Origin of the sequence: Stenotrophomonas sp. SMYL20 (genome assembly GCF_036320045.1) — a bacterium.
Taxonomy (GTDB): domain Bacteria; phylum Pseudomonadota; class Gammaproteobacteria; order Xanthomonadales; family Xanthomonadaceae; genus Stenotrophomonas; species Stenotrophomonas maltophilia_A.
On record NZ_JAWIRT010000042.1, the window covers coordinates 1 to 21,432 of the forward strand.

The 21,432-nt window shown below is 64.5% G+C and carries 39 protein-coding genes; 35 read left to right on the forward strand and 4 right to left on the reverse strand.

What is annotated here, in order from left to right; genetic code table 11:
* Window positions 1–71 precede the first annotated feature (71 nt).
* The 3 genes from V3B48_RS20415 to V3B48_RS20425 all read right to left on the reverse strand — a co-directional run bounded on the left by V3B48_RS20415 (window position 72) and on the right by V3B48_RS20425 (window position 1,635).
* Window positions 72–263 carry a hypothetical protein gene (locus tag V3B48_RS20415; protein WP_329894319.1) on the reverse strand — a complete coding sequence of 64 codons (192 nt, stop codon included), beginning with the start codon at window positions 261–263 and terminating at the stop codon, window positions 72–74.
* 173 nt (window positions 264–436) lie between these two features.
* Window positions 437–946: a DUF4468 domain-containing protein gene (locus V3B48_RS20420; RefSeq protein WP_329894320.1), complete on the reverse strand. Its 510-nt coding sequence runs from the start codon at window positions 944–946 to the stop codon at window positions 437–439.
* 20 nt (window positions 947–966) lie between these two features.
* The gene (locus tag V3B48_RS20425) at window positions 967–1,635 is read right to left on the reverse strand and encodes a helix-turn-helix transcriptional regulator (protein WP_329894321.1); all 669 of its coding nucleotides are present in this window, start codon (window positions 1,633–1,635) and stop codon (window positions 967–969) included.
* Between V3B48_RS20425 and V3B48_RS20430 the strand changes: the two genes are divergently transcribed.
* A complete protein-coding gene (locus tag V3B48_RS20430) occupies window positions 1,634–2,203 on the forward strand; it encodes a hypothetical protein (protein WP_329894322.1) in 570 nt (189 codons plus the stop codon). The genes V3B48_RS20425 and V3B48_RS20430 overlap by 2 nt on opposite strands.
* Window positions 2,204–2,358: 155 nt before the next feature.
* Here the strand turns inward: V3B48_RS20430 and V3B48_RS20435 are convergent, their stop codons facing one another.
* Window positions 2,359–2,550, reverse strand: a complete 192-nt coding sequence (locus tag V3B48_RS20435; RefSeq protein ID WP_329894323.1) for a hypothetical protein — start codon at window positions 2,548–2,550, stop codon at window positions 2,359–2,361.
* Between the two features lie 152 nt (window positions 2,551–2,702).
* On the opposite strand from V3B48_RS20435, the gene V3B48_RS20440 reads away from it, so the two are divergent.
* The 34 genes from V3B48_RS20440 to V3B48_RS20605 all read left to right on the forward strand — a co-directional run.
* Window positions 2,703–3,233: a phage regulatory CII family protein gene (locus V3B48_RS20440; protein ID WP_329894324.1), complete on the forward strand. Its 531-nt coding sequence runs from the start codon at window positions 2,703–2,705 to the stop codon at window positions 3,231–3,233.
* Window positions 3,230–3,544, forward strand: a complete 315-nt coding sequence (locus V3B48_RS20445) for a winged helix-turn-helix domain-containing protein (protein WP_329894325.1) — start codon at window positions 3,230–3,232, stop codon at window positions 3,542–3,544. The genes V3B48_RS20440 and V3B48_RS20445 overlap by 4 nt, the downstream gene beginning before the upstream one ends.
* A 22-nt stretch (window positions 3,545–3,566) precedes the next feature.
* Window positions 3,567–4,493 carry a hypothetical protein gene (locus tag V3B48_RS20450; protein ID WP_329894326.1) on the forward strand — a complete coding sequence of 309 codons (927 nt, stop codon included), beginning with the start codon at window positions 3,567–3,569 and terminating at the stop codon, window positions 4,491–4,493.
* A complete protein-coding gene (locus V3B48_RS20455; protein ID WP_329894327.1) occupies window positions 4,459–5,064 on the forward strand; it encodes a hypothetical protein in 606 nt (201 codons plus the stop codon). The genes V3B48_RS20450 and V3B48_RS20455 overlap by 35 nt, the downstream gene beginning before the upstream one ends.
* Window positions 5,061–5,195 (forward strand): hypothetical protein, encoded by a 135-nt coding sequence (locus V3B48_RS20460; protein ID WP_329894328.1) that lies wholly within the window; start codon window positions 5,061–5,063, stop codon window positions 5,193–5,195. Before V3B48_RS20455 ends, V3B48_RS20460 begins: the two co-directional genes overlap by 4 nt.
* Before the next feature lie 189 nt (window positions 5,196–5,384).
* Complete coding sequence (locus tag V3B48_RS20465) at window positions 5,385–5,609, forward strand: hypothetical protein (protein ID WP_329894329.1); 225 nt, start codon at window positions 5,385–5,387, stop codon at window positions 5,607–5,609.
* Window positions 5,609–5,971 (forward strand): Ref family recombination enhancement nuclease, encoded by a 363-nt coding sequence (locus V3B48_RS20470; RefSeq protein WP_329894330.1) that lies wholly within the window; start codon window positions 5,609–5,611, stop codon window positions 5,969–5,971. Before V3B48_RS20465 ends, V3B48_RS20470 begins: the two co-directional genes overlap by 1 nt.
* A complete protein-coding gene (locus V3B48_RS20475; RefSeq protein WP_329894331.1) occupies window positions 5,968–6,477 on the forward strand; it encodes a hypothetical protein in 510 nt (169 codons plus the stop codon). The genes V3B48_RS20470 and V3B48_RS20475 overlap by 4 nt, the downstream gene beginning before the upstream one ends.
* Window positions 6,474–6,737: a hypothetical protein gene (locus tag V3B48_RS20480; RefSeq protein WP_329894332.1), complete on the forward strand. Its 264-nt coding sequence runs from the start codon at window positions 6,474–6,476 to the stop codon at window positions 6,735–6,737. The genes V3B48_RS20475 and V3B48_RS20480 overlap by 4 nt, the downstream gene beginning before the upstream one ends.
* Window positions 6,734–6,967 (forward strand): hypothetical protein, encoded by a 234-nt coding sequence (locus tag V3B48_RS20485; protein WP_329894333.1) that lies wholly within the window; start codon window positions 6,734–6,736, stop codon window positions 6,965–6,967. The genes V3B48_RS20480 and V3B48_RS20485 overlap by 4 nt, the downstream gene beginning before the upstream one ends.
* Entirely contained in the window at window positions 6,957–7,370 is a 414-nt protein-coding gene (locus V3B48_RS20490; protein ID WP_329894334.1) for a hypothetical protein, read from the forward strand. Before V3B48_RS20485 ends, V3B48_RS20490 begins: the two co-directional genes overlap by 11 nt.
* Entirely contained in the window at window positions 7,367–8,068 is a 702-nt protein-coding gene (locus V3B48_RS20495) for a hypothetical protein (protein ID WP_329894335.1), read from the forward strand. Before V3B48_RS20490 ends, V3B48_RS20495 begins: the two co-directional genes overlap by 4 nt.
* Window positions 8,065–8,589 (forward strand): GIY-YIG nuclease family protein, encoded by a 525-nt coding sequence (locus V3B48_RS20500; protein ID WP_329894336.1) that lies wholly within the window; start codon window positions 8,065–8,067, stop codon window positions 8,587–8,589. Before V3B48_RS20495 ends, V3B48_RS20500 begins: the two co-directional genes overlap by 4 nt.
* Before the next feature lie 66 nt (window positions 8,590–8,655).
* Window positions 8,656–9,321, forward strand: a complete 666-nt coding sequence (locus V3B48_RS20505; RefSeq protein ID WP_329894337.1) for a glycoside hydrolase family 19 protein — start codon at window positions 8,656–8,658, stop codon at window positions 9,319–9,321.
* Complete coding sequence (locus V3B48_RS20510) at window positions 9,318–9,644, forward strand: hypothetical protein (protein ID WP_329894338.1); 327 nt, start codon at window positions 9,318–9,320, stop codon at window positions 9,642–9,644. The genes V3B48_RS20505 and V3B48_RS20510 overlap by 4 nt, the downstream gene beginning before the upstream one ends.
* Window positions 9,641–9,856, forward strand: a complete 216-nt coding sequence (locus V3B48_RS20515; protein WP_010480605.1) for a hypothetical protein — start codon at window positions 9,641–9,643, stop codon at window positions 9,854–9,856. Before V3B48_RS20510 ends, V3B48_RS20515 begins: the two co-directional genes overlap by 4 nt.
* A gap of 1 nt (window position 9,857) precedes the next feature.
* Window positions 9,858–10,334 (forward strand): hypothetical protein, encoded by a 477-nt coding sequence (locus tag V3B48_RS20520; RefSeq protein WP_329894339.1) that lies wholly within the window; start codon window positions 9,858–9,860, stop codon window positions 10,332–10,334.
* Window positions 10,334–10,702 (forward strand): HNH endonuclease signature motif containing protein, encoded by a 369-nt coding sequence (locus V3B48_RS20525; RefSeq protein WP_329894340.1) that lies wholly within the window; start codon window positions 10,334–10,336, stop codon window positions 10,700–10,702. Before V3B48_RS20520 ends, V3B48_RS20525 begins: the two co-directional genes overlap by 1 nt.
* Before the next feature lie 110 nt (window positions 10,703–10,812).
* On the forward strand, window positions 10,813–11,229 hold the full coding sequence (locus tag V3B48_RS20530; RefSeq protein WP_099559413.1) for a terminase: 417 nt from the start codon (window positions 10,813–10,815) through the stop codon (window positions 11,227–11,229).
* Between the two features lie 70 nt (window positions 11,230–11,299).
* Window positions 11,300–12,976, forward strand: a complete 1,677-nt coding sequence (locus V3B48_RS20535; RefSeq protein ID WP_329894341.1) for a terminase TerL endonuclease subunit — start codon at window positions 11,300–11,302, stop codon at window positions 12,974–12,976.
* Window positions 12,977–12,979: 3 nt separating this feature from the next.
* Window positions 12,980–13,552 carry an HK97 family phage prohead protease gene (locus V3B48_RS20540; RefSeq protein ID WP_329894342.1) on the forward strand — a complete coding sequence of 191 codons (573 nt, stop codon included), beginning with the start codon at window positions 12,980–12,982 and terminating at the stop codon, window positions 13,550–13,552.
* Window positions 13,553–13,663: 111 nt separating this feature from the next.
* Window positions 13,664–15,073 (forward strand): phage major capsid protein, encoded by a 1,410-nt coding sequence (locus V3B48_RS20545; protein ID WP_329894343.1) that lies wholly within the window; start codon window positions 13,664–13,666, stop codon window positions 15,071–15,073.
* Between the two features lie 58 nt (window positions 15,074–15,131).
* Window positions 15,132–15,449 carry a hypothetical protein gene (locus V3B48_RS20550; protein WP_329894344.1) on the forward strand — a complete coding sequence of 106 codons (318 nt, stop codon included), beginning with the start codon at window positions 15,132–15,134 and terminating at the stop codon, window positions 15,447–15,449.
* Window positions 15,449–16,879 carry a phage portal protein gene (locus V3B48_RS20555; protein WP_329894345.1) on the forward strand — a complete coding sequence of 477 codons (1,431 nt, stop codon included), beginning with the start codon at window positions 15,449–15,451 and terminating at the stop codon, window positions 16,877–16,879. Before V3B48_RS20550 ends, V3B48_RS20555 begins: the two co-directional genes overlap by 1 nt.
* The gene (locus V3B48_RS20560; protein WP_329894346.1) at window positions 16,872–17,747 is read left to right on the forward strand and encodes a hypothetical protein; all 876 of its coding nucleotides are present in this window, start codon (window positions 16,872–16,874) and stop codon (window positions 17,745–17,747) included. Before V3B48_RS20555 ends, V3B48_RS20560 begins: the two co-directional genes overlap by 8 nt.
* On the forward strand, window positions 17,740–18,135 hold the full coding sequence (locus V3B48_RS20565; protein WP_329894347.1) for a hypothetical protein: 396 nt from the start codon (window positions 17,740–17,742) through the stop codon (window positions 18,133–18,135). Before V3B48_RS20560 ends, V3B48_RS20565 begins: the two co-directional genes overlap by 8 nt.
* 61 nt (window positions 18,136–18,196) lie before the next feature.
* Window positions 18,197–18,403: a hypothetical protein gene (locus V3B48_RS20570; RefSeq protein WP_329894348.1), complete on the forward strand. Its 207-nt coding sequence runs from the start codon at window positions 18,197–18,199 to the stop codon at window positions 18,401–18,403.
* Window positions 18,400–18,735 (forward strand): phage head closure protein, encoded by a 336-nt coding sequence (locus V3B48_RS20575; RefSeq protein ID WP_329894349.1) that lies wholly within the window; start codon window positions 18,400–18,402, stop codon window positions 18,733–18,735. Before V3B48_RS20570 ends, V3B48_RS20575 begins: the two co-directional genes overlap by 4 nt.
* The gene (locus V3B48_RS20580) at window positions 18,728–19,210 is read left to right on the forward strand and encodes an HK97-gp10 family putative phage morphogenesis protein (protein ID WP_164088775.1); all 483 of its coding nucleotides are present in this window, start codon (window positions 18,728–18,730) and stop codon (window positions 19,208–19,210) included. Before V3B48_RS20575 ends, V3B48_RS20580 begins: the two co-directional genes overlap by 8 nt.
* Complete coding sequence (locus tag V3B48_RS20585; protein ID WP_329894350.1) at window positions 19,207–19,572, forward strand: DUF3168 domain-containing protein; 366 nt, start codon at window positions 19,207–19,209, stop codon at window positions 19,570–19,572. The genes V3B48_RS20580 and V3B48_RS20585 overlap by 4 nt, the downstream gene beginning before the upstream one ends.
* 64 nt (window positions 19,573–19,636) lie before the next feature.
* Entirely contained in the window at window positions 19,637–20,356 is a 720-nt protein-coding gene (locus tag V3B48_RS20590) for a phage tail tube protein (protein WP_329894351.1), read from the forward strand.
* Window positions 20,353–20,742, forward strand: coding sequence for a phage tail assembly chaperone family protein, TAC (locus tag V3B48_RS20595; RefSeq protein ID WP_329894352.1), 390 nt, complete (start codon window positions 20,353–20,355; stop codon window positions 20,740–20,742). Before V3B48_RS20590 ends, V3B48_RS20595 begins: the two co-directional genes overlap by 4 nt.
* A gap of 107 nt (window positions 20,743–20,849) precedes the next feature.
* Window positions 20,850–21,035 carry a hypothetical protein gene (locus V3B48_RS20600; protein WP_199155929.1) on the forward strand — a complete coding sequence of 62 codons (186 nt, stop codon included), beginning with the start codon at window positions 20,850–20,852 and terminating at the stop codon, window positions 21,033–21,035.
* Between the two features lie 63 nt (window positions 21,036–21,098).
* Window positions 21,099–21,432 (forward strand): hypothetical protein (locus tag V3B48_RS20605; RefSeq protein WP_329894353.1); only part of this gene is annotated, 334 nt, incomplete at its 3' end.

Here is a 21,432-nt window from a genome sequence, read left to right on the forward strand (position 1 = left end):
CCCGGCGCGGGCGACGATGCCTGCGGCTGCAGCGGCGCGCTGAGCGTTGGAGTGGTGGACGAGGGCGGCGCTCATGCGGCGGCGTCCTGGAGCGCGGCGCGCAGCTGCTTGGATGCAGCCTGCAGCTGGTGTGCGTGCTGCTCGGCCTCGTCGGCGGTGAGGTGCAGGCGGGCAGCGCCCATGTCTGCGATGACGCGTTCGCTGACGTGGTCAGCGGTGACTTTCATCTCTGCCGATCGGCAGCCCAAGGAAAGGGTGGCCATGCTGGAATCTCCTGCCGCCGGCCCCGGGGTGGGGCTTGATGGGCGGCTCGGAGGTAAAATTACCTGCGGGTATTTCTTGTGTCAATACCCATGGGTAATTTTAATTGAGCGGGCGCCTGAAACGACAGAGCCCCGCATTGGCGGGGCTCGGTTGCATCTGATCTGGGTGCTTTCTACCAATCGTCGTTCGGCTTTGCCTTCCCGACCATTGCCTGTATTCCAGGCCCAGTCTCGATCAGTTTCGCCTTGATCTTATCCAGGTCCTTCTGCTTACGAACAACCAGGTCACCCGCAGGCTGCGTCACACCGTTGGCATACTTGGCGGGCCACTGGATGCGTAGATCGCTGAAGGTGAGCCGGAAGCGCTGATCCTTCGCTTCAAATCGAAGGGTGAAAGGCACTGTCCAGTCGGGCTTTGCCACGCACTCCCATCCGCTCGCGCATGGGTACGGGATGAATCCCTTTCCAATGATCGTCCCATCGGCCGCGCTTTCGTATTCGATCACTGCCTTTGCTGACCGGAAGTTCTCTGCGATCCACTGTCGGCCAGCCCGAAACACATCTGCTTTGTCGGCACCGGGCGCTTCGAAAACCTGCACGATAGTGCGCTGTTCTTCGGTGAGATCTGCGGCAGTAGCTGCTCCACTGATCATCGCTGCAACAACCAGGGTGGCAGTGCCCATGCGCATCCATGCACCCATATCTAGAACCTCCTAAGTCCGGCGTGGACCAGAGCCTTGCCCTGGATGGAAAGCTCAGTGGCTTCGCAACGCCACTCCTTGAACTCAGGATTGGCGCTGACGACCCACATGCCGTCGCTGCGCTTCTGCAGCATCTTGATCTGGGTCTCGCCGGCGTAGCTGATCAGGTAGTAGTCGTCGCCGTCGAAGTAGTCGCAAGCGGTGTCGATCCAGACGATGTCGCCGTCCTCGATCTTCGGTCGCATAGACGGTCCACGACCGGTGATGATCTGGATCCTGCCAGGGCGTGGGAGGAAGCCAAGCTTCCGGCGCACTTCCCATTCGGCCACTTCCATGACCTGCATTACCTCTGGGAAATCTTGATTCACGACACCCGGGCCCATACCAGCCGCTCCCTCGAACAGATGGAAGCGAACGTAGCCCGGAGGCGTCTCAGTCTCTAAGACCTGTGCGACAGGCGACGATGGGAAGCGGTCTGGATACGCCGTGGCCAGCGCTGCGAGCGTGTCCTCGCCAATGCGCTTTCGTCCGGCCTTTCCTGGCTCGTAGAGCATGCGGGACACATAGCTGGCGTCCTTTCCGATTTTTGCCCCGATCTTGGCCAAGGCGCCGCGACCGAGCTCGTCTGCCAGGCCGCGCAGCGCGAGGCGTCGTTGTTCGTACTTGTCCATGCAGGTATTCCACGATTTCCATTACCTGCAAGTAAATTGCCTGCGGGTATTGATTGAATGCTTACCTGTAGGTATCTTTAGGTGCATGCAGACCCTTCGAACCTACCTCTCGACCCTGAGCCCGGCAGAACAGGCGGTCTTTGCTGATCGCGCCGGAACGACGATCGGTTATCTGCGCAAGGCGCTTAGCAAGGGGCAGCGCTTCGACGGTGCACTAGTTCGCCAACTGCATCTGGAAAGCGCCGGCTCGGTGTCGCTGACGGACCTTCGCCCGGACATCTGGCCAGGCGAAGAGCAGCGGCCGACGGTAGCTGATCAGATCCGGGCGGAGGTGGACATCCGGATGAGCAAGCGCGCGCTGCGGAAGAAGCTGGGTGTTCCGAACGACAAGCTTCTCGCGAAGGTGCTGAAGCTGCCGATCGAGCAGGTTGAGGGCTGGTCGGAAGAGGGCGCCTTGCCGGCGCTGCCTCAGATCCAGCGTCTGCTGGGTGTCCAGGAAGAACCGCAGGCGCAGCCCGCGTCGCATGACCCTGACGAGAACCGTTACGCCCCTCTGGAGGTGGCCTGATATGCGCGCGCTGTCCGACAAGTGGAATCCGCGGCTTTGGCTACGTGATTGGCTGGCCAAGCCTTCGAAGAACGAGCTGGTGCAAGAGAAGCGAATCAGGGCCGGGCTGCGCGAAGCAACCCGGCTCTGGCATGCCGAGCAGAACCGCCGTGACGCTATGAGTCGACCAGGTCCTTCGCGGCTTGAATCATGTCCTCTGCCTCCTGTCGCGACAGCGTCGACGCCTGATGTTTCACCAGTTCGATCACCTGATCCCTGAAGTCTTCGCGCTGCGGCTGATTGCGCGCAAGAACGGTAACCACTGCACGTAGCGCGCGCAGTTCTGCAGTCGTCGATTTCGAGCTCATGTCGCCCTCCTTGCGGGCTTGGTTGTTGGCACATCCAGCGTAGCGCAAGGAGGGCGGCGCCAGTCGTCCCTGATTCGTTGTCCATGGCGCACATGATGCGCCGCCGCAATGCCCCGAAAAACCTTGAAACACCTGTCTCCCCAAGGTGACCCATGACTTGCCGAACCTCCTCTTTGAATTGGCTGGACGTGCTCTACAACTCCGTGCGCAAGACGCCCGGCGGCGTGGCCGATGCAGCTGCCTACCTGGCCGACCGCCGCGGTAAGTCGATGCACCCGGAGACGCTGCGCGCGAAGCTGCGCGGCCTGGAGGGTGAGTCGCTGACGATCGAACACGCCGAACTGCTGACCGAGTGGATGCAGGAGAAGGCAGGCGGCTGCGAGTACGCGCTGGAGTGGATGCAGGCGCTGGCCGGCCAGTTCGGCATGGCCGTCGACGCGGTTCCGCCGCCACCGGAGGGTGGCTGGTCTGACGAGATCGGCGCCATCCAAACGAAGCTGCTGGAGATCACCTCGCGGGTGGGCCGGTTGTCCGGCACCGCATTGGAAGCAATGTTGGATCGGCGCATCGATAGCGACGAAGCCGAGCTGATGGTGAGCGAGGTCCGTGCGCTGCGCACGATGGCACACCGCCTGGAGCGCAACGTGGCGCGCGCGGCGGCGAAGGGGAGGGCACGCAAGTGACCAATCATCCCGCTCGCGCGAGCGACCTAAGCACCAGCCACGACTCGGCGCACTACGTGGTCGCCAGCGGCCTGCAGGCGCACCAGCACGACCAGAGCACCAAGGCGGTGACGGACAACCCGGGCATGACCAGCAAGGAGCTGGCGCAGGCCACCGGGCTGGACCGATACATGCTGGCGCGCCGACTTCCGGAGCTGATCAAGGAAGGGCGCGTGTACCGCGGCCAGAGCAGGCGCTGCAAGGTCAGTGACCGTTCGGCATGCACCTGGTGGCCGGTGGCCCCGGGTCAGAACTTGGCATTGGGGATCTGACGTGGCTGCACGAATGACAGGCATGGTGTTCGAGCGCTACCCAGGCGGTGGCGGCGAACTGCTGTTGGCTCTGGCCCTTGCCGATAACTCGCACGACGACGGCACCCGCATCTTCCCGTCGGTTGCCACGTTGGCCGTGAAGTCCAGGCAGTCCGAGCGCTCGGTGCAGTACCAGCTGCGGAAGATGGAGCGCATTGGCTGGCTGGAGGTCGTCAGCGAGGGCGGTGGTCGCATGAAGGGCTACAAGTCCGGCGGCCGTCCGCGTGAGTACCGGATCAGCCCGTACTGGATCGCCGGTGGTGATCTGGCCATGGATGGGGACGCTGGAGAACAGCCCGAGAATTCAAAGGGTGCAAATTCTGCACCCTTTGCAAAGGGTGCAAAACAGAGTCGGAAAGGGTGCAAAACGACGCAGGAAAGGGTGCAAAACAGCGTCGAAAAGGGTGCAACAGCTATTGCACCCGAACCAAGAGCAACCAAAAGCAACCAAGAGCAACCCTCACACCGCGAGTGTGAGCGCGAGGCCGATCCGCTGGCGCTGACCACCGAGCAGGTCGACCGCGAGCTGGCCGGTTTCGGCAGCACGCCGACCGGCGTCGACCGCGAGCAGCTGGCCCGGTTCGTCCGGCACCGCGCCGCGATCCGCCGCCCGCTGTCGGTCCAGGGCTGGCTGCAGGTCCGCCAGCAGCTGCTGGACCTGATCGCCGCCGGCCACGACCCCACCGAATCCCTGAAGCAGACGATGGCCGCCGGCCTGGCGCTGCCCGTGATCCCTGTCGCCCAGCAATCCGCAGGAGCAAGCCATGCAAGCCCTCAACACGGTTCTGCCGACCGCACCGAGCAGCTCGAGCAGCAGTTCTACGCCCAACGCCGAGGCAGTGGCCACGGTGGCTGCGCTGGGGTCGAGCCAGGGGATGTCGTCGACGCCGAGTTTGCCGTCGTCGGCTGAGCCGGTGAGCGACCAGGCCACGGCCTACCTGTGGGAATTTTGGAAGCAGATGACGGCCATGTTCCCCGGAAAGTGGGAGCGCGAGAACGGGGCGGCACCGGTGAAGAAGGACGGCAGCCTGACCATAGCGGCCGGCACGTGGTTCCAGGTACTGAAGGGGCGCAGCCGGGCACAGCACGCGCGCGGCATGGCCTACTGCCTGACCGAGGGCCGGGAGTGGCCACCGAACCCGCCGAGGTTCCTCACGATGTGCCTGGACATTCCGGTCATGGCGGCGGTGGAGCGGGAGATGGCGCCGGGCCGGCCGCAGAGCGGTTTCACGGTGCTGGTGCGTTCGCTGCTGGACCTGCACGTCTACGTCTCGGCCGACCACGGATCGCAGCAGCGGCGGATGCTGGAGGAGGCTTACACGCGCGCTGTCCAGCACGTGGTCGACGGGAAGCCGCTGCCGCAGCCGGTGCTGGCCATCGAGCAGGAGAAGCACGGCGTGCACCCGGTGCGCGATCGCGAGGCCGCACGTGCGGCCATGGCGCGCGCTGCAGCAGACCTCGGGTTCGGGGAGGGCGCGTGAGCAAGCACGACACGGTGCGACTGCTGTACGCCGAGCGCTGCAGCGTGGTGGAGATCTCCCTGGCTGTGGGCTGGCTGCCCTGCAACGTCCGTTGGTTCATCCGGAACTGGATCGATACCGATGGTGACTGAGGCCGAGCTGGCCCAGGCGGAGCAGGCCGGGCGCTGGGCGCGAGATGCCTGCCGCAGTCGGGAATCGGCACCGCGGTACGAGATGGGACAGGACGGAGTGACGCGTCGACGCCGCTGGCAGGGCGGATGGGATGGGCGGGATCAGGAACTGAGCGCGGCACGCCGCAGCACCACGAGGAACAGACGCTGATGGACTTCACCAAGTACAGCACACGCAGCAAGTTTGCCAAGGAGATCAACGCCGGCTACTCGGCTCGGCTGAACGGGCAGCGCCTGAGCGACAACCCGCACCTGGTCTGGCATGACCAGCCGGAGGGCGGTTTGGCCAAGCAGATCGGCCACTTCACCGAAAAGGCCGAGGCATGGCAGTACGGCTGGCGCCTGGCCGACCAGGGCGAGAAAGGCGCGCGCTGATGTGGTCGAAGGCGCCGCCGCCGACGAAGGAAGAGCGCGCCCGCATCGAGCTGGCCAAGACCGGCCCGTGCATGGCCTGCCTGGCGCTGCAGATGCAAGGCCTGCTGGAGCCGGAGCTGGTGGTCTATGGCTGCGACTACAACCACGCCAAGAGCGGGAACGTGCGGCGGGGCCACGCGGAGGGCTATGGCCTCTGCAAGTGGCATCACATGCGGCATCCGATGGAGGGGAACACCTTCGCGACGATGCGCCAGATCTACGGCCCGAGCCTGATGGATGGCTCGCGGACCTTCCACGAGACGTACGGCTCGGATGACGAGCTGATCGCGAACCAGACCTGCGTGAACGAATTGAGGGCATGACAATGATGGACAGGAGCAAGACGTACGCTGGCCGCTCACGCGCGCTGTTCGAATCGATTCCGGGTCTGCAGATCACCGGCATCCAGGTGGCGGACCGGTTTGGCGTGGTGGGATCCGATGAGCGGGGCAAGGTGCGGCGCACACTACGCGACCTGGTGGACGCGGGCTACCTGCGCAAGATCGGTGAGGGCAGAACTGGCATCTACGAGCGCACCGGCGCCGAGATGCGGCGACTGCCAATGAGCCCGGAGCAGCGAAGGGACCGGAATCGCGAGATCACCAAGGCGTACAAGGAACGTCTGCAGGCGTCCACGAGCAGCGTGCACCGTGCTCCGGACAAGATGACCATCAACCGTGCCCGGCTGGATCTGCTGGCTGACCTGGCGCCGGCCAAGCCGTGGGGCAAGGAGAAGTCCGGCCAGCGACCGGCCGAGACGGTGGAGCAGTTCGAGGCACGCGGCGGGAAAGTGCAGCGCCTGACGGCCAGCTGGGAGCAGGCAGCATGAGTTACCAACCATTGCTGCAGAACCTGGTGACAACTTGCGTCGCCGATGGTCGCATTTCGGTCAACGTGGCCAGGAGGATCATCGCTGAATCTGAGACGCCAGCTGTCCTATGGCTGCCAATTGCCGTTGCACCGCAGGACGGCACGCGGTTGCTGCTGTGGGACTCGGAGAGCAAGCGGCCGGTGTTCGGCAGCTGGCGGTGTGATAACCCCAAGATCACGCACTTTGCGGCCGAGCCGGCCGGCCCGGAGGTGCCATGAACCGCCAGCCAGCTGATCACCACCACAACCGGGAGCCCGGCTGGCCGGAGTGGGGCAGGCAGAACCTGACGCTGACCGCCGCCCTGCGGATGGTCCGTATGTACGGCGACCGCATCCCATCGGTTGCCCAGCTTCGGGCGGACTTCGGGGTCAGCCGAGCAACTGCGTTCCGTTGGCGTGCCGCCTTCCGCGATGCGATCGAACAGCACGAGGCCGCCAATGCAGGCTGACCGCGCGCTGGAGCTGGTGCTGCCCTGGCCGAGCAAGGATCTGTCGCCGAACGCCAGAGTGCACTGGCGGAGGAAGGCTGAGGCCACGACGCTGGGACGGCAGCTGGCCGCTGTGCGTGCCTACGAGGCGGGGTGGAAGGGTTCGAAGCTACCGCCGGGCCGCCTGCATCTCTGGCTCGACTTTTACCAGGCGCCGGGGAAGGCGCTTCCAGACGACGACAACATGATTCGCAGGATCAAGCCGTATCGCGACGGTATCGCCCAGGTTCTGGGCATCGACGACAGGCGATTCGTCATCCATCCATATGTGCACGACGAGCGCCGTAAGGGTGGCCAGGTGGTGGTGCGGATTACGGGCGGGCCGGCGGCCGCCGGCGAATCAACGAAAGGGGAACGTGCATGAATCCACGAGAGATGATGGCGCGGCTGGGGCCGAGCACGGTGAAGTTCGACATAGGCCGGGGAGGCGGGAAGCCGGACCTGACGAACCAGGACATTGCTGCGGCGCTAGGCATGGTGCCGGCAGGGCTCGGCCGGGAGCTGCTGGAGGCGTGCTGGTGGCCGGACGGCGCCGCGCTCAGGCAAGGCGCCCTGAGGGACGCCATCCTGTCGCTCGTCATGCCCGAGCTTGCCAGACAGGCCAGGAAGCTGACGGAGGTTCACCTGGATCTGCAGCTGGCCGAGGCAGCCGTATCATTCGCAGGTAGGTCGCCGACCACCACGCAGCGGAATGAAGTGGCCAGGTGCCGTTCGGAGTTGGCCGTGGCACGGGCAGCAACCTGGCCAAAGAACACTGCTGATCATCTACCGGCCATCGCCCGGGCAGCCATCGGTGAGCTGTCGGGCGGCAACAAGTGCATGGCCTGTGGCGGCCGGCAGTACAGCATGGAAGAGGCAAAGGTTACGATGTGCAAGGAGTGCCGTGGCACCGGGCTGGAACCGAACCCTGATCGGCGCCGTGCCTTGGCCATCGGCTGCGACCCATCGGACTATCCGCGTAGGTGGCGCGTGGTGTATGAATGGATTCTGGTGAAGATGAGCGATGCGATGGCGGGTGCTGAGCGGCAGTTCGTGGTGACTCTTTCAAGGGATGCGGCGTGATAAACCCGCTGCACGTGGATTTCTCGTTACAACGCAAGCCCGGCTGGCGGCAGAAGCCTGACGCTACGTGCGACGTGTACGTCGTGATGGCCCGTGATGGCTCAGGCCCGATGTACGTAAAGGTTGGGATGAGCAGCCATCCTGAGTCGCGGCTGGTTTCCATCCAGACGGCCTGTCCGCTTCCGCTGCTGCGAGCGATGGCTTTTACCTGTCGGTCTACTGCATTGGCACGGGCGGCTGAGGGAGCGATGCATCTCCACCTGAGCGAGCATTCCACAGTCGGCGAGTGGTTTCGATTCGAATGGGGTGAAGAAAGCAAGCGCTTGCTCGAGACGGCGATGAACGACTTGATTGATCAAGTGGACGGCAGAAACCTGCGCCAAATCGACCTGTCTACCGTATCTCGTTCGGTCCTGGAGAGGAGGAGGGAGGCGGAGCAAGCGCGCTCGAAGCAGCTCGCGGCGGCCATGGAGAAGCATCGAGTGGCTGTGGAGTTGCGCGCTCCATATAAACGTCCTTAATTTTCTACCATCGCGCACGAACCCACCCCGGCCATCGAGCCGGGGTCTTTCATTTCCGGACCCGCCATGATCCTGACCGCCTCGACAATCCAGCAGGCGGTCGGCTGCAGCGCCGCCGTCGCCGCCCAGTGGGCGCAGCCCCTGACCGACGCCTGCACTGCGTTCGGCATCAGCACCCCGAAGCGGGTGGCAGCGTTCCTGGCACAGGTCGGGCATGAGTCGGCCAGCCTGACCCGGACCGTCGAGAACCTGAACTACGGTGCGCAGGGCATGGCCGACACCTGGCCCAGCCGCTACGCCGTTGACCCCAAGGCCAAGCCGAGGAAGCCGAACGACTTGGCGCGCGCGCTGGAACGGAAGCCGGTTGCGATCGGCAACAACGCTTACGCCAATCGGCTGGGCAACGGTTCGGAGGCGAGTGGCGATGGCTACCGCTATCGCGGCCGGGGTCCTATCCAGAACACCGGCCGGGCCAACTACGCAGCCATCCGCGATGCTTTGCGGGCGAAGGGCATCAAGGGCGTGCCCGACTTCGAGGCCCAGCCGGAGGCGCTGGAGCAGCCCAAGTGGGGAGCAATGGCGGCAGGTGCCTTCTGGGATGCTCGATCCCTGAACAAGCTGGCTGACGCCAGCCGATTCGACGAGATCACCGAACGAGTGAACGGTGGGCAGACCGGTGCCGCTGATCGCAGGGCCCGCTATGCGCGCGCGCTGAAGGCGCTTGGAGCATGACGGCGAAGAAGAAGGCCCCCAGGCTCTCGCCGGTGAATCAGCTGCAGGGCGTGCTGGTGGTACTGGAGAACCAGAAAGCAAAGAGCCCGACTGCGGAGCTGCTGCTGGCAATCCGCGAGATGGTCAGCGATGCGCTTGCGGTGCTCCAGGAGCCAGACCCCACGAAGCAGCGCATTGCGTTCGTGCTTCTCGCGGTCCAGCAGTCCACCCAGGTGGCGGTGAAGGTGGTGCGCGGTAAGCGCCTCACCCGCGTGACCATCGTTGACCAGCCCCTGTACCACTGGGCGCTGGAGGAAATTCATTCACTTGCAGGTGCCGCATGACCTTCGCGACCCGAAATGTTGGCGCCGCTCGCGTAGGCATTGCCGTACTGGTGCTGTTCCTGGTCGGCATGGCCATGGCCGCTCTGATCGCGGTGGCGATCCCGCCGGAGAACAAGGACTCCTTCGGGATGCTGATCGGCGGCCTGAACAACGCCACCGGCATGGTCATCGGCTACTTCTTTGGTATGACCCGCAAGGGTCCAGGGGCATGACGTGAACCGCATCGCCATCTATCTGCTGGTCTTCGTCGTCTGGTCCGCCGCAATGTTCGTTGCCGGCTGGGCTTGGCGTGGTGATCGCGCCGATGGCACCGAATCGGCCCAGCGTGCTGCCGGCGCCGAGGCAGTGGCGGAGCAGGTGAGCCAGACCCGTGCCACTGAGCACCAGCAGGCCGAAGCCCTTGCCACCATCGGAGCCAAGCATGAAGAAGACCGCACCGCGGCCACGGCCGTCCCTGCTGCTGTTGCTGCTGGTCTGCGCGACGGCAGCCTCCAGCTGCGCGACGACCTCGCCACCTGCAATACCGCTCGCCTTTCCCAAGCCGTCGCCGGCACCATCGAACGTGACCAGGCAGCCCAACTACGAGCAGAGGTCGCGGGCGCTCTTGTTCAAATCGGACGAGACGCCGACGACCACGTCCGTGCCTGCCAAGCCGTAATCGAGGCGGACCGAAGCTCAGGACCAGGCTGATGCCACGCCGCGCGCCGAAGCACAACGCCATGCCACGGCAGGCGGCGGTGCACGTTCCGCCCGCAGCAGTGAGGCAGACCACGGCTGAGCGTGGCTACGGCGGCCGATGGCAGCGAGCCCGAGCGACCTACCTGCTGAGGCACCCGCTGTGCGCCGAGTGCCAGCGGTTGGGCCACGTCACGGTTGCTACGGTGGTCGACCACATCACGCCTCACAAGGGCAGCCAGGCGCTGTTCTGGGACACCGACAACTGGCAGCCCCTCTGCAAGCCCTGCCACGACCGCAAGACCGCGACCGAGGACGGCGGGTTCGGCAACTGGCACCGAGGTGCCAAGGCGACCCCGAAATGCGCGCGTGGACGCGAATGAATCGCAACAACGGCAGATGGGGCGGGGGGAGGGTCAAAAGTTGGGGCGGTTCGCCTCCCTGACCGTGCGCCCAGCCTTTTTTTCGCACCGTCAAAATTGAGATTTCAAAAATGAGAGGACGGAAGCCTACCGCTCCGGCCCTCAAGGTGATTGCCGGAACCGCCCGGCCGGACCGTGAGGCGCCTGACGCTCCCGAGTTCGACCTGATCGACGTGTTCCCCGACCCACCGCAGCACCTGAACGTCAACGGGGCTGCAATGTGGAATGACCTCGGCCCCCAGCTGGTGGCAGCCAAGGTTCTCCAGACGGTGGACCTGTATGCACTGCAGCAGCTCTGCTACGCCTGGCAGGTCCAGGTGGCCAAGCAGATGGCAGGGGTGGATATCACAGCCGCTGAACAGACCGCGCTGAAAGCGCTGATGTCCGAGTTCGGTATGACGCCGGCGAGCAGACGCAAGGTGAGTTCTGGTGGCGCCGAGAAGAAGCCCGGTAACAAGTTCGGCGCCCTCCCGGCGCTCGCCAAGTAGCAAGAAGCCAGCGACGCCAAAGACCGCAGCGCGCCCTCGGCGCCGGCCCCGGCCGGATCCCGCCGACTACGTGGCGGTGGCCATCGACTACGCGCAGGAGGCGGTGGAAGATCGGAAGGGAAAGGCCTTCGGGTTGCTGATTCGCCAGGCGGCCAAACGCTTCCTGGATGACCTGGCCCGCGCGAAGAAGAGAGGGTCAGCGTTCACGTTTTCACCCATGCATGCAGCCCACGCCTGCGGGTTCATTGAGCTGCTGCCGCACGTTGAAGGCTCTTGGGAGACCCCCGAGATCCGCCTGCACCGGTCTCACGTCTTCTTCGTGGTCCAGCTGTTCGGGTTTCGGAAGCTCGATGGAACCCGCCGTTTCACATCGGCGCTGTTTGCGGTGGCACGCAAGAACGCCAAATCCACCTTGGCCTCGGCGATCCTTTTGTACTGCCAGTGCTGCGAGAACGAGGAAGGCGCCCAGGTCATTTCGGCGGCCACCACCTTTCCGCAGGCTTCGATCATCTTCAACGTCGCAAAGCGGATGGTGGAGAAGACGCCGGACCTACGGGAGGCGTATGGGCTTGAGACCTGGGCCAAGTCGATCAGCCGCATGGAGATTGGCGCCAGCTTCAAGCCCATCCACGCGAAGGCAAGCACTCAGGACGGCTTGAACCCGTCTCACGTGGGGCTTGATGAGATCCACGCGCACAAGACGCCTGATTTGCTGAACGTCCTGCAGTCCGCTGCGGGTGCCCGCCGTAACCCGCTCTGGCTGTTCACCACGACCGAGGGGTACACCAATCCCGGCCCTTGGGCGGAGATCCGGCAGTTCGTGAAGCAGCTGCTGGCCGGCGTGTTCAAGCACACGGCCGACCATTACCTGGCAGTGTTCTACGCGGTCGACGAAGACGACGAGGATTTCGACGAGGCGAGTTGGCGAAAAGCCAATCCTCTGATGGAGGTAAATCCGCATCTACTGGGGGCCATCCGAAAGGAGGCGGTCGAGGCCAAGGCCATGCCGTCCAAGCTGGCTGAGTTCCAGATCAAGCGGCTGAACCGGCCGGCCTCTGCGGCAAACGGCTGGGTTGCGCTACGAAAGTGGGCTGCCTGCTCCGGAGTGGTCGACCTTGAGGCACTCAAGGACGTTCCCTGCTGGGGTGGACTGGACCTTGCCAGCACCAGCGACCTGACGTCGTTCCGGCTTGTCTGGAGGGTGGACGGGAAGATCATCACCTGGGGCCGCCGCTGGGTTCCAGAAGAGGCAGTAAAGCAGCGTACGGAGCGCGGCACGGTCCCGTATGCGGGCTGGGTCGCGTCTGGCCACCTCGAAACCACCGAGGGCGAGGTTACCGACTATGCCCATATCGAGAGGTCGATCCTGGACGTGGTCTCTCGATTCAACGTTCAGTCCATCGCATTCGATAGCTGGAATGCAACCGAGGTTGTAGGTCGGCTTCTGGCCGCCGGCGTTCCGATGGTGCAGTTCATCCAGGGACCGAAGTCGTATCACCCGGCTATGCAGGACCTGGAGCGCGCCTACGTTGGCAAGCGCTTCGTCCATGACGGCGATCCGGTGCTGACGTGGTGCGCTTCAAACCTCGTGGCGCGGCGAGACCAGAACCTGAACATGGCGCCCGACAAGAAGCGATCGAGCGAGAAGATCGACGACATGACCGCGCTGCTGATGGCTGTTGGTATCAGCATCCCCGTTGCTGAAGAAAAGAGTGACAAGAAGCTTGTCCTCATGACCCTGGGATAGCACATGAAGAACGAGAACCGCGCCTACAGCCTGCTGGAGGTCAAGAACTACGACGACGACGAGCAGGTGATCACCGGCTGGGCGACAACGCCCGAGCCTGACCGCTACGGCGATGTAGTCGAGCCTCTGGGCGCGAAGTTCGCTGCCGAGCTTCCGTTGCTCTGGCAGCACCGGCACGACAGCCCGGTGGGCATCGTCAAGTTCGGCAAGCCGACGAAGGATGGAATCCCCTTCACCGCTAGCGTGGCGAAGATCGCCACCCCGGGCGCGCTCAAGGACATGTGCGATCTGGCCTGGCAGTCGGTCAAGGAAAAGCTGGTGCGCGGCGTGTCGATCGGCTTCCGTGCCCTCGAGTACAGCTACATGGATGGCGGTGGAATTCGATTCACCGAGTGCGAGATCTACGAGCTCTCTCTGGTGACGATTCCGGCCAACGCCGCCGCAACGATCCAGAGCATCAAGGCCATGGATACCAGTGGAACGCGCCGCCGCAGCAGCTACGGCGTGCCCCTGATTCAGTGCCAGAAGGCGGTGGTAGCGCGGCCTCCTGGCGGCGCAGTGAAGTTGCTGGACTGACGTAACGGCCCGCTGGGCCATGCGGGGTGGAACCCGCTTCCCTCCTTTTTGCAGGCACCGCCCGGGGTGGAACCCGGGCCGAAGGGCTGCGCCAATCTCAGAGAGATCAAGATGACCATTCAGGAACAGCTGGAGAAGCTCCGCGCCACGCGTGACGCCCAGCAGAAGAAGCTCAACGAAGTCGCCCAGAAGTCCATGGACGAAAGCCGTTCGATGGATACCGGCGAAAAGGAGGAGTTCGACAGCATCGAAGACCAGATCAAGTCCCTGGACGATGACATCGACCGCCTGACCCGACTGCTCGCCGTGCAGGCTAAGTCCGCTGTGCCGGCCGCGCAGATCGTGCAGGAAAACGGCTCCGCGACCGATCCGAAGCGTGCCGCCGGCGCCGCCAGTGGCAAGGGCCCGGCTCTGATCCACAGCCGCAGGAACGAAGAGCAGGGCATCGGCTTTGCCCGATTCGCCATGGCGATGTATGCGGGCAAGGGCGACGTCTCCAGCGCCAAGGCCTTCGCGGACAACACCTTCCGCGACGATGTGCGGCTGAACGAAATCATGAAAGCGGCGGTTGCCGCTGGCAACACCACCGATCCGTCGTGGGCCGGCAACCTGGTTCAGTACCAGAACCTGTCGAGCGAGTTCGTCGATTTCCTGCGCCCGCGCACCATCATCGGCCAGCTCGGCCAGGGTAACGTGCCCGGCCTGCGCCGCGTCCCGTTCAATGTCCGCATCCCGGGCAAGACCGCCAAGGGCCGTGCACAGTGGGTGGGGGAGGGCTTCCGCAAGCCGGTGACCAAGTCGGGCTACGATGCGACCGAGCTGAAGTGGGCCAAGATCGCCGGTATCTCGGTGATCACCGAGGAGCTGGCGCGCTTCTCCGACCCGTCGATCCAGATCCTGGTGCGCGACGACCTGTCCGATGCGGTCATCGAGCGCATGGACGAGGACTTCGTCGATCCGGCGAAGGCCGCTGCCACTGGCGCTGGTCTGTCGCCAGCCTCGATCACCAATGGCGTGACCGCGATCCCTTCCACGGGCGACGTGTACGCCGACATCCAGGCTCTGTGGGCCACGGCCGACGATACGAATCTGCCGGTGTCGAGTGCGGTCTACATCACCGACAGCGCTACCGCACGTCGCCTGTCCGGCCTGCGCAATCCGCTGATGGCCCGTGAGTTCCCCAACGTTTCGATGACCGGTGGCGACATCGATGGCGTGCCGCTGGTCGTGTCCAACTACGTTCCGTCGGGCATGTTCATCCTGGCCTTCGCCAGCGAGATCTACCTGGCGGACGACGGCGTGGTCACCATCGATGTCAGCCGAGAGGCCACGATCATCATGGACGATGACGCGACCGCCACTCCGACGATCGCGCAGATCCAGAGCATGTTCCAGACGAATCAGCTGGCCATCCGTGCCGAGCGCTTCGTGAACTGGAAGAAGCGCCGGCCGCAGGCAGTCTCGTACTTGACCGGTGTCGAGTGGGGCAACCCGGTCGACGCCGGCGGTGGTGGCGGCTGATTTCTGTGGTTTTCGGCGGGGGCTTCGGCCCCCGCCTTCTTTTCCCCGGGAGAAAGGTATGGCGAAGATCGAGATGATCCGGCGGAACCGCGTTTTCAGTGTGGACGCCAGGCTGGCCCCGCTCCTGGAAGCGCATGGTGGTTACCAGCGGCGCGACATGCAGGCGCAGCCGGCGGCCGCCCCAATCGCGGCATCGGCACCGGCCGCTGCCACAGCGGCAGCCGCACCCGCCACAGTCACGGCGTCGGAACCCACTGCTACGGACCTGGCGAAACAACAGATGCGCGCTGACGGTGGGATAGCGACGCGTAAGGTCGCCAAGAACCGTAATGGTGCGGCCGCGCCGAAGACTTCGCCGGCCAAGGACGAAATCTGATGACTGGATTCTCGCCCCGTGAATTGGCCACTGAAGCCGGCGTGCGCAGGTACGGGACTGACTACCTCAAGTCGCTGCACCCCGTGCATGCGTCCGGCGGAATGGGTGGCTGGCATTCTCTGGTGCGAGAGCCCTTCACCGGCGCCTGGCAGAGGAACTTGGAAGAGCGGCACGAATCGGTGCTTACCTACCCGACGCTGTATGCGTGCCTGAACCGCATCGCGTCAGATGTCGGAAAGCTTCCTTTTGTGCTCAAGGCAGAGGATTCCAATGGGATCTGGCGCGTAGAGAGGAACAACACTGCCTACTGGCCCGTGCTCCGAAAGCAGAACAGTTTCCAGACGTCGCAACAGTTCCGCTCGGCCTGGATGCTGTCGAAGCTCGCCCAGGGCAACACCTATGTCCTGAAGGGTCGGGACGAGAGGAACGTGGTCAACAAACTGTGGATCTTGGACCCGTGCAGCGTTCAGCCGATGGTTTCCGATAGTGGCGACGTGTTCTACCAGCTGAACTACAACACCGGCACCAATCTGCTGCCGGAGAACTATCCCGGTGAGCAGCTGGTTGTTCCTGCGAGCGAGATCATCCACGACCGAATGAACTGCTTCCACCATCAGCTCATTGGTGTCCCGCCGCTGTGCGCTGCACAGTGGGCGGCGGTGAAGAACCTGAAGATCCTCAAGGATTCCACCAACTTCTTCTCCAACGGAGCGAATCCTGGCGGCATTCTGACCGCGCCAGCGGGCATGTCCGACGAAGATGCCCGGGCCGTCAAGGAATACTGGAACACCAGCTTCCAGGGATCCAACGCGGGCAAGGTGGCGGTGATCGGTGCGGACATGAAGTTCACACCCTTCGCATTCAAGGCTGCGGATTCGCAGCTTGTCGAGCAGATGCGGTACTCCGACGAGCAGGTGTGCCAGCCGTTCGGCATCCCGCCGTTCAAGATCGGCATTGGCTCGATTCCTGCCGGGATGAAAGTCGATGACATCAACCAGCTGTACTACTCGGATGCCCTGCAGGCGCACATCGAGGCCATGGAGGAGCTGCTGGACGAGGGTCTGGGTATTTCCCGACCGATGGGCGTCGAGCTTGATCTTGAGCCGCTTCTGCGGATGGATGTTGGCAAGCAGGCCGAAGTGCACAACACGCTGACCGGCGGTGGCATTGAAACTCCGAACGAGGCGCGGTTGGTGTTCAACCTGCCCCCTCTGGAGGGTGGCGATACGGTCTATATGCAGCAGCAGGACTTCCCGCTGGATCAGGTCAGGCAGAACAGGATCGTTGCTCCGGCCGAACCGGCCCCTGTCGCTGAGGATCTGGAAGACGACCAGCCTTCTGCTGACGACGAGCTCAGGTCTGTGCAGCAGTCGAACTTCATCTTGATGGCCCTGCGCGCCGCACGGGCCGAGGTATTCCGAAATGACTGATCCCATCGACTTCGGCACGGAGATCGGCGCCCTGATCCGTGAGGCGGTCGCACCCGTCAAGCGAGAGCTGGAGGAGCTGCGCCAGCGCGCTCCGGAGAAGGGTGAGCCCGGAAGGAATGCCGATCCGGTTGATGTGGAGGCTCTGGCCGACCTGGTCGTGGCCAAGTTGCTGGATTCTCCGAGGCTGCTGACGTTGTTGGACGTTGCTACCGCTGACGCCGTGTCCAAGCACTTTGAAGACAATCCGGTTCAGAACGGCCGCGATGCCGATCCGGCGGTGATTCAGGCCACGGTGAAGGCTGCGGTTGAGGCACTTCCGGTGCCGAAAGATGGGCTTGATGCGGAGCCTGTCACCGATCAGCAGATTGCAGCGGCAGTGGCAAAGCACCTCGCCGCGCACCCGCCGCAAGCCGGTGCGGATGGTGTGGGCCTGGCCGGCGCCATGATCGATCGTAGTGGGGAGCTGGTCATCACGACCACGAAGGGTGAGGCCATTCATCTTGGTGTCGTGGTTGGCCGGGACGGAGAGGACGGCCAGCATGGCGTGAGCTTCGAAACGGCTTCCGGTGAGTACGACAGCGAACGCGGCTTCGTCATCACTCTCGGCTCGGGCGAACGCAGGACCGAGCTGGTTCTGCCGTACATGGTGCATCGGGGCTTCCACCGGGACGGACTTGGTATGAAGGCGGGCGAGTCGGTGACCCATGATGGCGCACTCTGGATCGCAAAACGCGCGAACGCTTCCCGTCCTTGCCTGGAGAACACCGACGATTGGATCCTGGCCGCTCGGAAGGGGCGCGACGGCAAGGACGGCCGGATCGTGCGGGTTCCGGCTGGGCCTGTGAGCCTGGGAGACGGCGATGGTTGAGTTCGTGACCAAGGCGCAGGCCCAGGAACAGCTCCGGCTTGATCCTGGTGCCGACGACCTCTGGCTGGCGTTTGCCATACCGGCCGTGAGTGCGGCGGTCGATAGCTGGCTGAAGTCACCGTGGCGCCGCTATGAGCTTCAGCGGGATGGCGCCGGCGCGCCGATCATCGGGACTGACGGGATCCCCGTGCCGGTTGTGGACGATGAAGGGACACCGGTGCTCGCTTCGCAGGTGGTGCTGGCCACGCTGGTGGAGCTGGCAAGCCACTACAGGTTTCGCGAGGGCGAGGGCGACAACACCGTGCCCGCCGATGCCGGGCATGGGTACGTCCTTTCTCGCGCTGCAACGGCCCTGTTGGCGCCGCTACGGCGTTCCACGGTGGCTTGAGTGGCGTGCACCGGCTGCGCGCGCCGGCGCGCCTGGCTCATGGAATGGATGCGAGAAGCGAATGAACGAGCAAAGCGAATTGCTGGCCGCCCTGCGAGCCCAGACCGAGGCGACGCACCAGCTGGTGGCGGCGCTGCGGGAAAAGACCACGGCCGACCAGGAGAACGCCAAGGCGGTTAACCGGCTGGTGGACTACCTCTGTGACAGTGAGGGTGGCGACGTGGAGCCGGCCAGCCCGGGCAACTACCTGAGCGGGAAGCCGCGATGATCGCTGCCGGCCGCCTGCGCCATCGGGTGCAGCTGCAGCGTCAGGTCTACGGGCAGTCGCCTGCGACCGGCGCGCAGACCGTCAGCTGGGAGCCGCTGGCCGATGTGTGGGCCGAAGTGGCGCCGCTGTCGGCCCGCGAATTCGTGGCAGCCAAGGCAGTGGACAGCGAGGTCACGTTGCGGGTGACCATCCGTCACCGCGACGACGTGACCGACAAGTGCCGGGTGCTGTTCCGCGGCAAGATCCTGAATATCCATGGTGTGCTGCCCGACCCGGTGAGCGGCCTGGAATACCTCACGCTTCCGTGTAGCGAGGGTGTCAACGATGGCTGATGGCATCCGATTCGACGTGAGCGGCCTGGACGGCATCCGCAACAAGATGGCGCAGGTGAAGCGCGAGGTGAACTACAAGGGTGGCAGGGCCGCGCTGCGCCGGGCGGCCAACGTGCTGCGGGACCAGGCGCAGAGCAACGCCCGTCGCGTGGATGACCACGAGACCGAAACCGCCATCTGGAAGAACGTGGCGGTGCGCTGGAATGGCCGCGCATTCAAACAGGACGGCGTGCTGGCGTTCCGTGTCGGCGTTCTGGGCGGCGCCCAGGCTGGCCGCGCCGCTCAGCAAGGAACGAGCAACCCCGGCGGCATCACCTGGTACTGGCGCCTGCTGGAGTTCGGAACCTCGAAGATGGCTGCACAGCCGATCTTCCGGCCGGTGCCGGACCAGGCAGGCCAGAAGGCCGTCGACGTATTTGCGCGAAGCTTCAACCAGGCGCTGGATCGCGTGCTGGCCAAGCAGGGGGCAGCATGATCCCGCCGATCTTCCCGCTTTGCATCGCATCACCAGCGGTGCTGCTGGCCTTTGGCGACGCGCCGACCCGTGTCTATCCGTTCGGACTGATCGAGAAGCCGCCTGCGCTTCCCTATGCGGTCTGGCAGACGGTCGGTGGTAGCCCCGAGAACTATTTGGCCCAGCGCCCTGACGTGGACGCGCTGACCACACAGGTCGACGTGTATGCGAAGGGCGAGGCATCACTGATTCAGGGCGCCTCCGCCTTGCGCGACGCCTTCGAACCTCGCGGATACATCACCCGCTGGGGCAGTCACATGCTTGATCCCGAAACGAAGCTGCTGCGCCTGTCATTCGATGTGGATTGGCTGGTCCCTCGGTAACGCCCGCTACATCCCCACCCACGCCCCGCACTGCGGGGTTTTTTATTTACCCGCAGGAGAAACGATGAGCATCCTGACCCAAGGAACCCAGCTGTACGGCCTGATCAACGGCGTTGTCCGCGAGATCGAGTGCATCACGGCCTTCAACCCCGGAACCGCGCCGGCAGACCAAATCGACGACACCTGCCTGTCGGAGACCAACACGCGCACCTACAAGAAGGGCCTGCGCACGCCCGGCCAGGCGTCGGTGACCATCAACGCCGATCCGAAGAACGAGAGCCACTATCTGTTCTGGCAATTGGCAGAGCAGGTGGACGGCGGCGACCCGATCCAGTGGGCCATCGGCTGGTCCGATGGGGTGGACATCGAACCCACTGTGCAGCAGGTCGGCAGCATTTCGAACATCGAAGTGACCAATGGCGGCACCGGCTACACCAGTGCGCCGACCGTGGCCATCTCCGGCGGCGGTGGCAGCGGAGCGACGGCCACGGCCATCGTCGATTCTGGCTCGGTGATCGGCGTCAATATCAACAATCCTGGCACCGGCTACACCGGTACGCCGACTGTCGCTTTCACCGGCGGAGCTGGCACCGGCGCCGCGGCTACGGCGGAGCGCTCCACGGCAGACGAGCTGGTCCTGCCGAACACCCGCACCTGGTACACCTTCCAGGCCTACGTGAGCGACTTCCCGTTCGACTTCCAGGGCAATGCAGTGGTTACCACTGCGGCGACCATGCAGCGGAGCGGTTCGGGCGTGTGGCTGCGCAAGGCTGAGACCCCGTGAGCCGCGCCCCGAAGAAGTCCGCCACCGCGCGTGCGGTGAGCCTGAGCGTGGCCGGCCTGCAGAAGGTCGGTGCGTTCACCGGCCGGCCGGTGGAGAAGGAAATCCGCTGGAAGCAGGGCGACGAAGAGCTGACCGCGACAGTTTATGTGCGGCCGCTGGGCTTCCAGGCGGCGGTGTCGGACGTGCTGTCGGCCACCAACAAGCACGACGGCGTGGCCGGCCGCATCGCGGCCAGCATCTGCGACCAGGACGGCAAGGCGGTGTTCACCGTTGCTGATATCACCGGCGAGGCCGATCCGGACCGCGGCGCCTTGGACGGCAACCTGTCGGTGGCGCTGCTGATGGCCATTGGCGAGGTGAACAACCTGGGAAAAGCTACGAGCTGACCCCGGAGGATGAGCTGTGGTGCGAGCTGGTCCTCAACGGTATCGGCGGCCGCAGCATCGGGGAGGCGAAGGAACGCCTCTCCATCCGGGAGTTCCAGCTCTGGAGCGTGTACCGCGCCAAGCGCGGCAGCCTGAACTTGGGTGGGCGGATGGATGCAGCTGCAGGGATGCTGGCCGCTTTGTTCGTCAACGCCAACAAGAAGCCTGGCTCGACCCCGTTCAAGCCTGCCGACTTCATTCCCTACGCGGACGCCGAGCCCATCAGCCTCGAGGAGGCGATGAAGCAGTGGTAGCTGGCGCGTAGGGCGCGCATCAACCCGGCTGGCCACCGGCCAGCCCCTGCAGCAGAGAGAGCTATGTCCCGGTCCCTTGGAACGCTTACGATCGACGTAATCGCCGAGGTCGGCGGCTTCGCGTCCGGCCTGGACAAGTCCGAGCGCCGGGCGGAGAAGTGGCGCAAGAAGGTCGAGGCCGAGGCGAGAATGGCGGGCGCGGCGCTTGCCGCTGGTGTTGCAGTCGGTGTCGCCGCACTGTCCGCAGTTGCGGTGAAGTTCGGGCGCAACAGCATTGCGGCCGAGAAGGAGGTGGCTCAGCTCGACGCCATTATCCGTTCTACCGGCGGCGCGGCCGGGTACACCCGCCAGCAGCTGCTGGACATGGCCGATACGCTCGCCGACAAATCCACCTTCA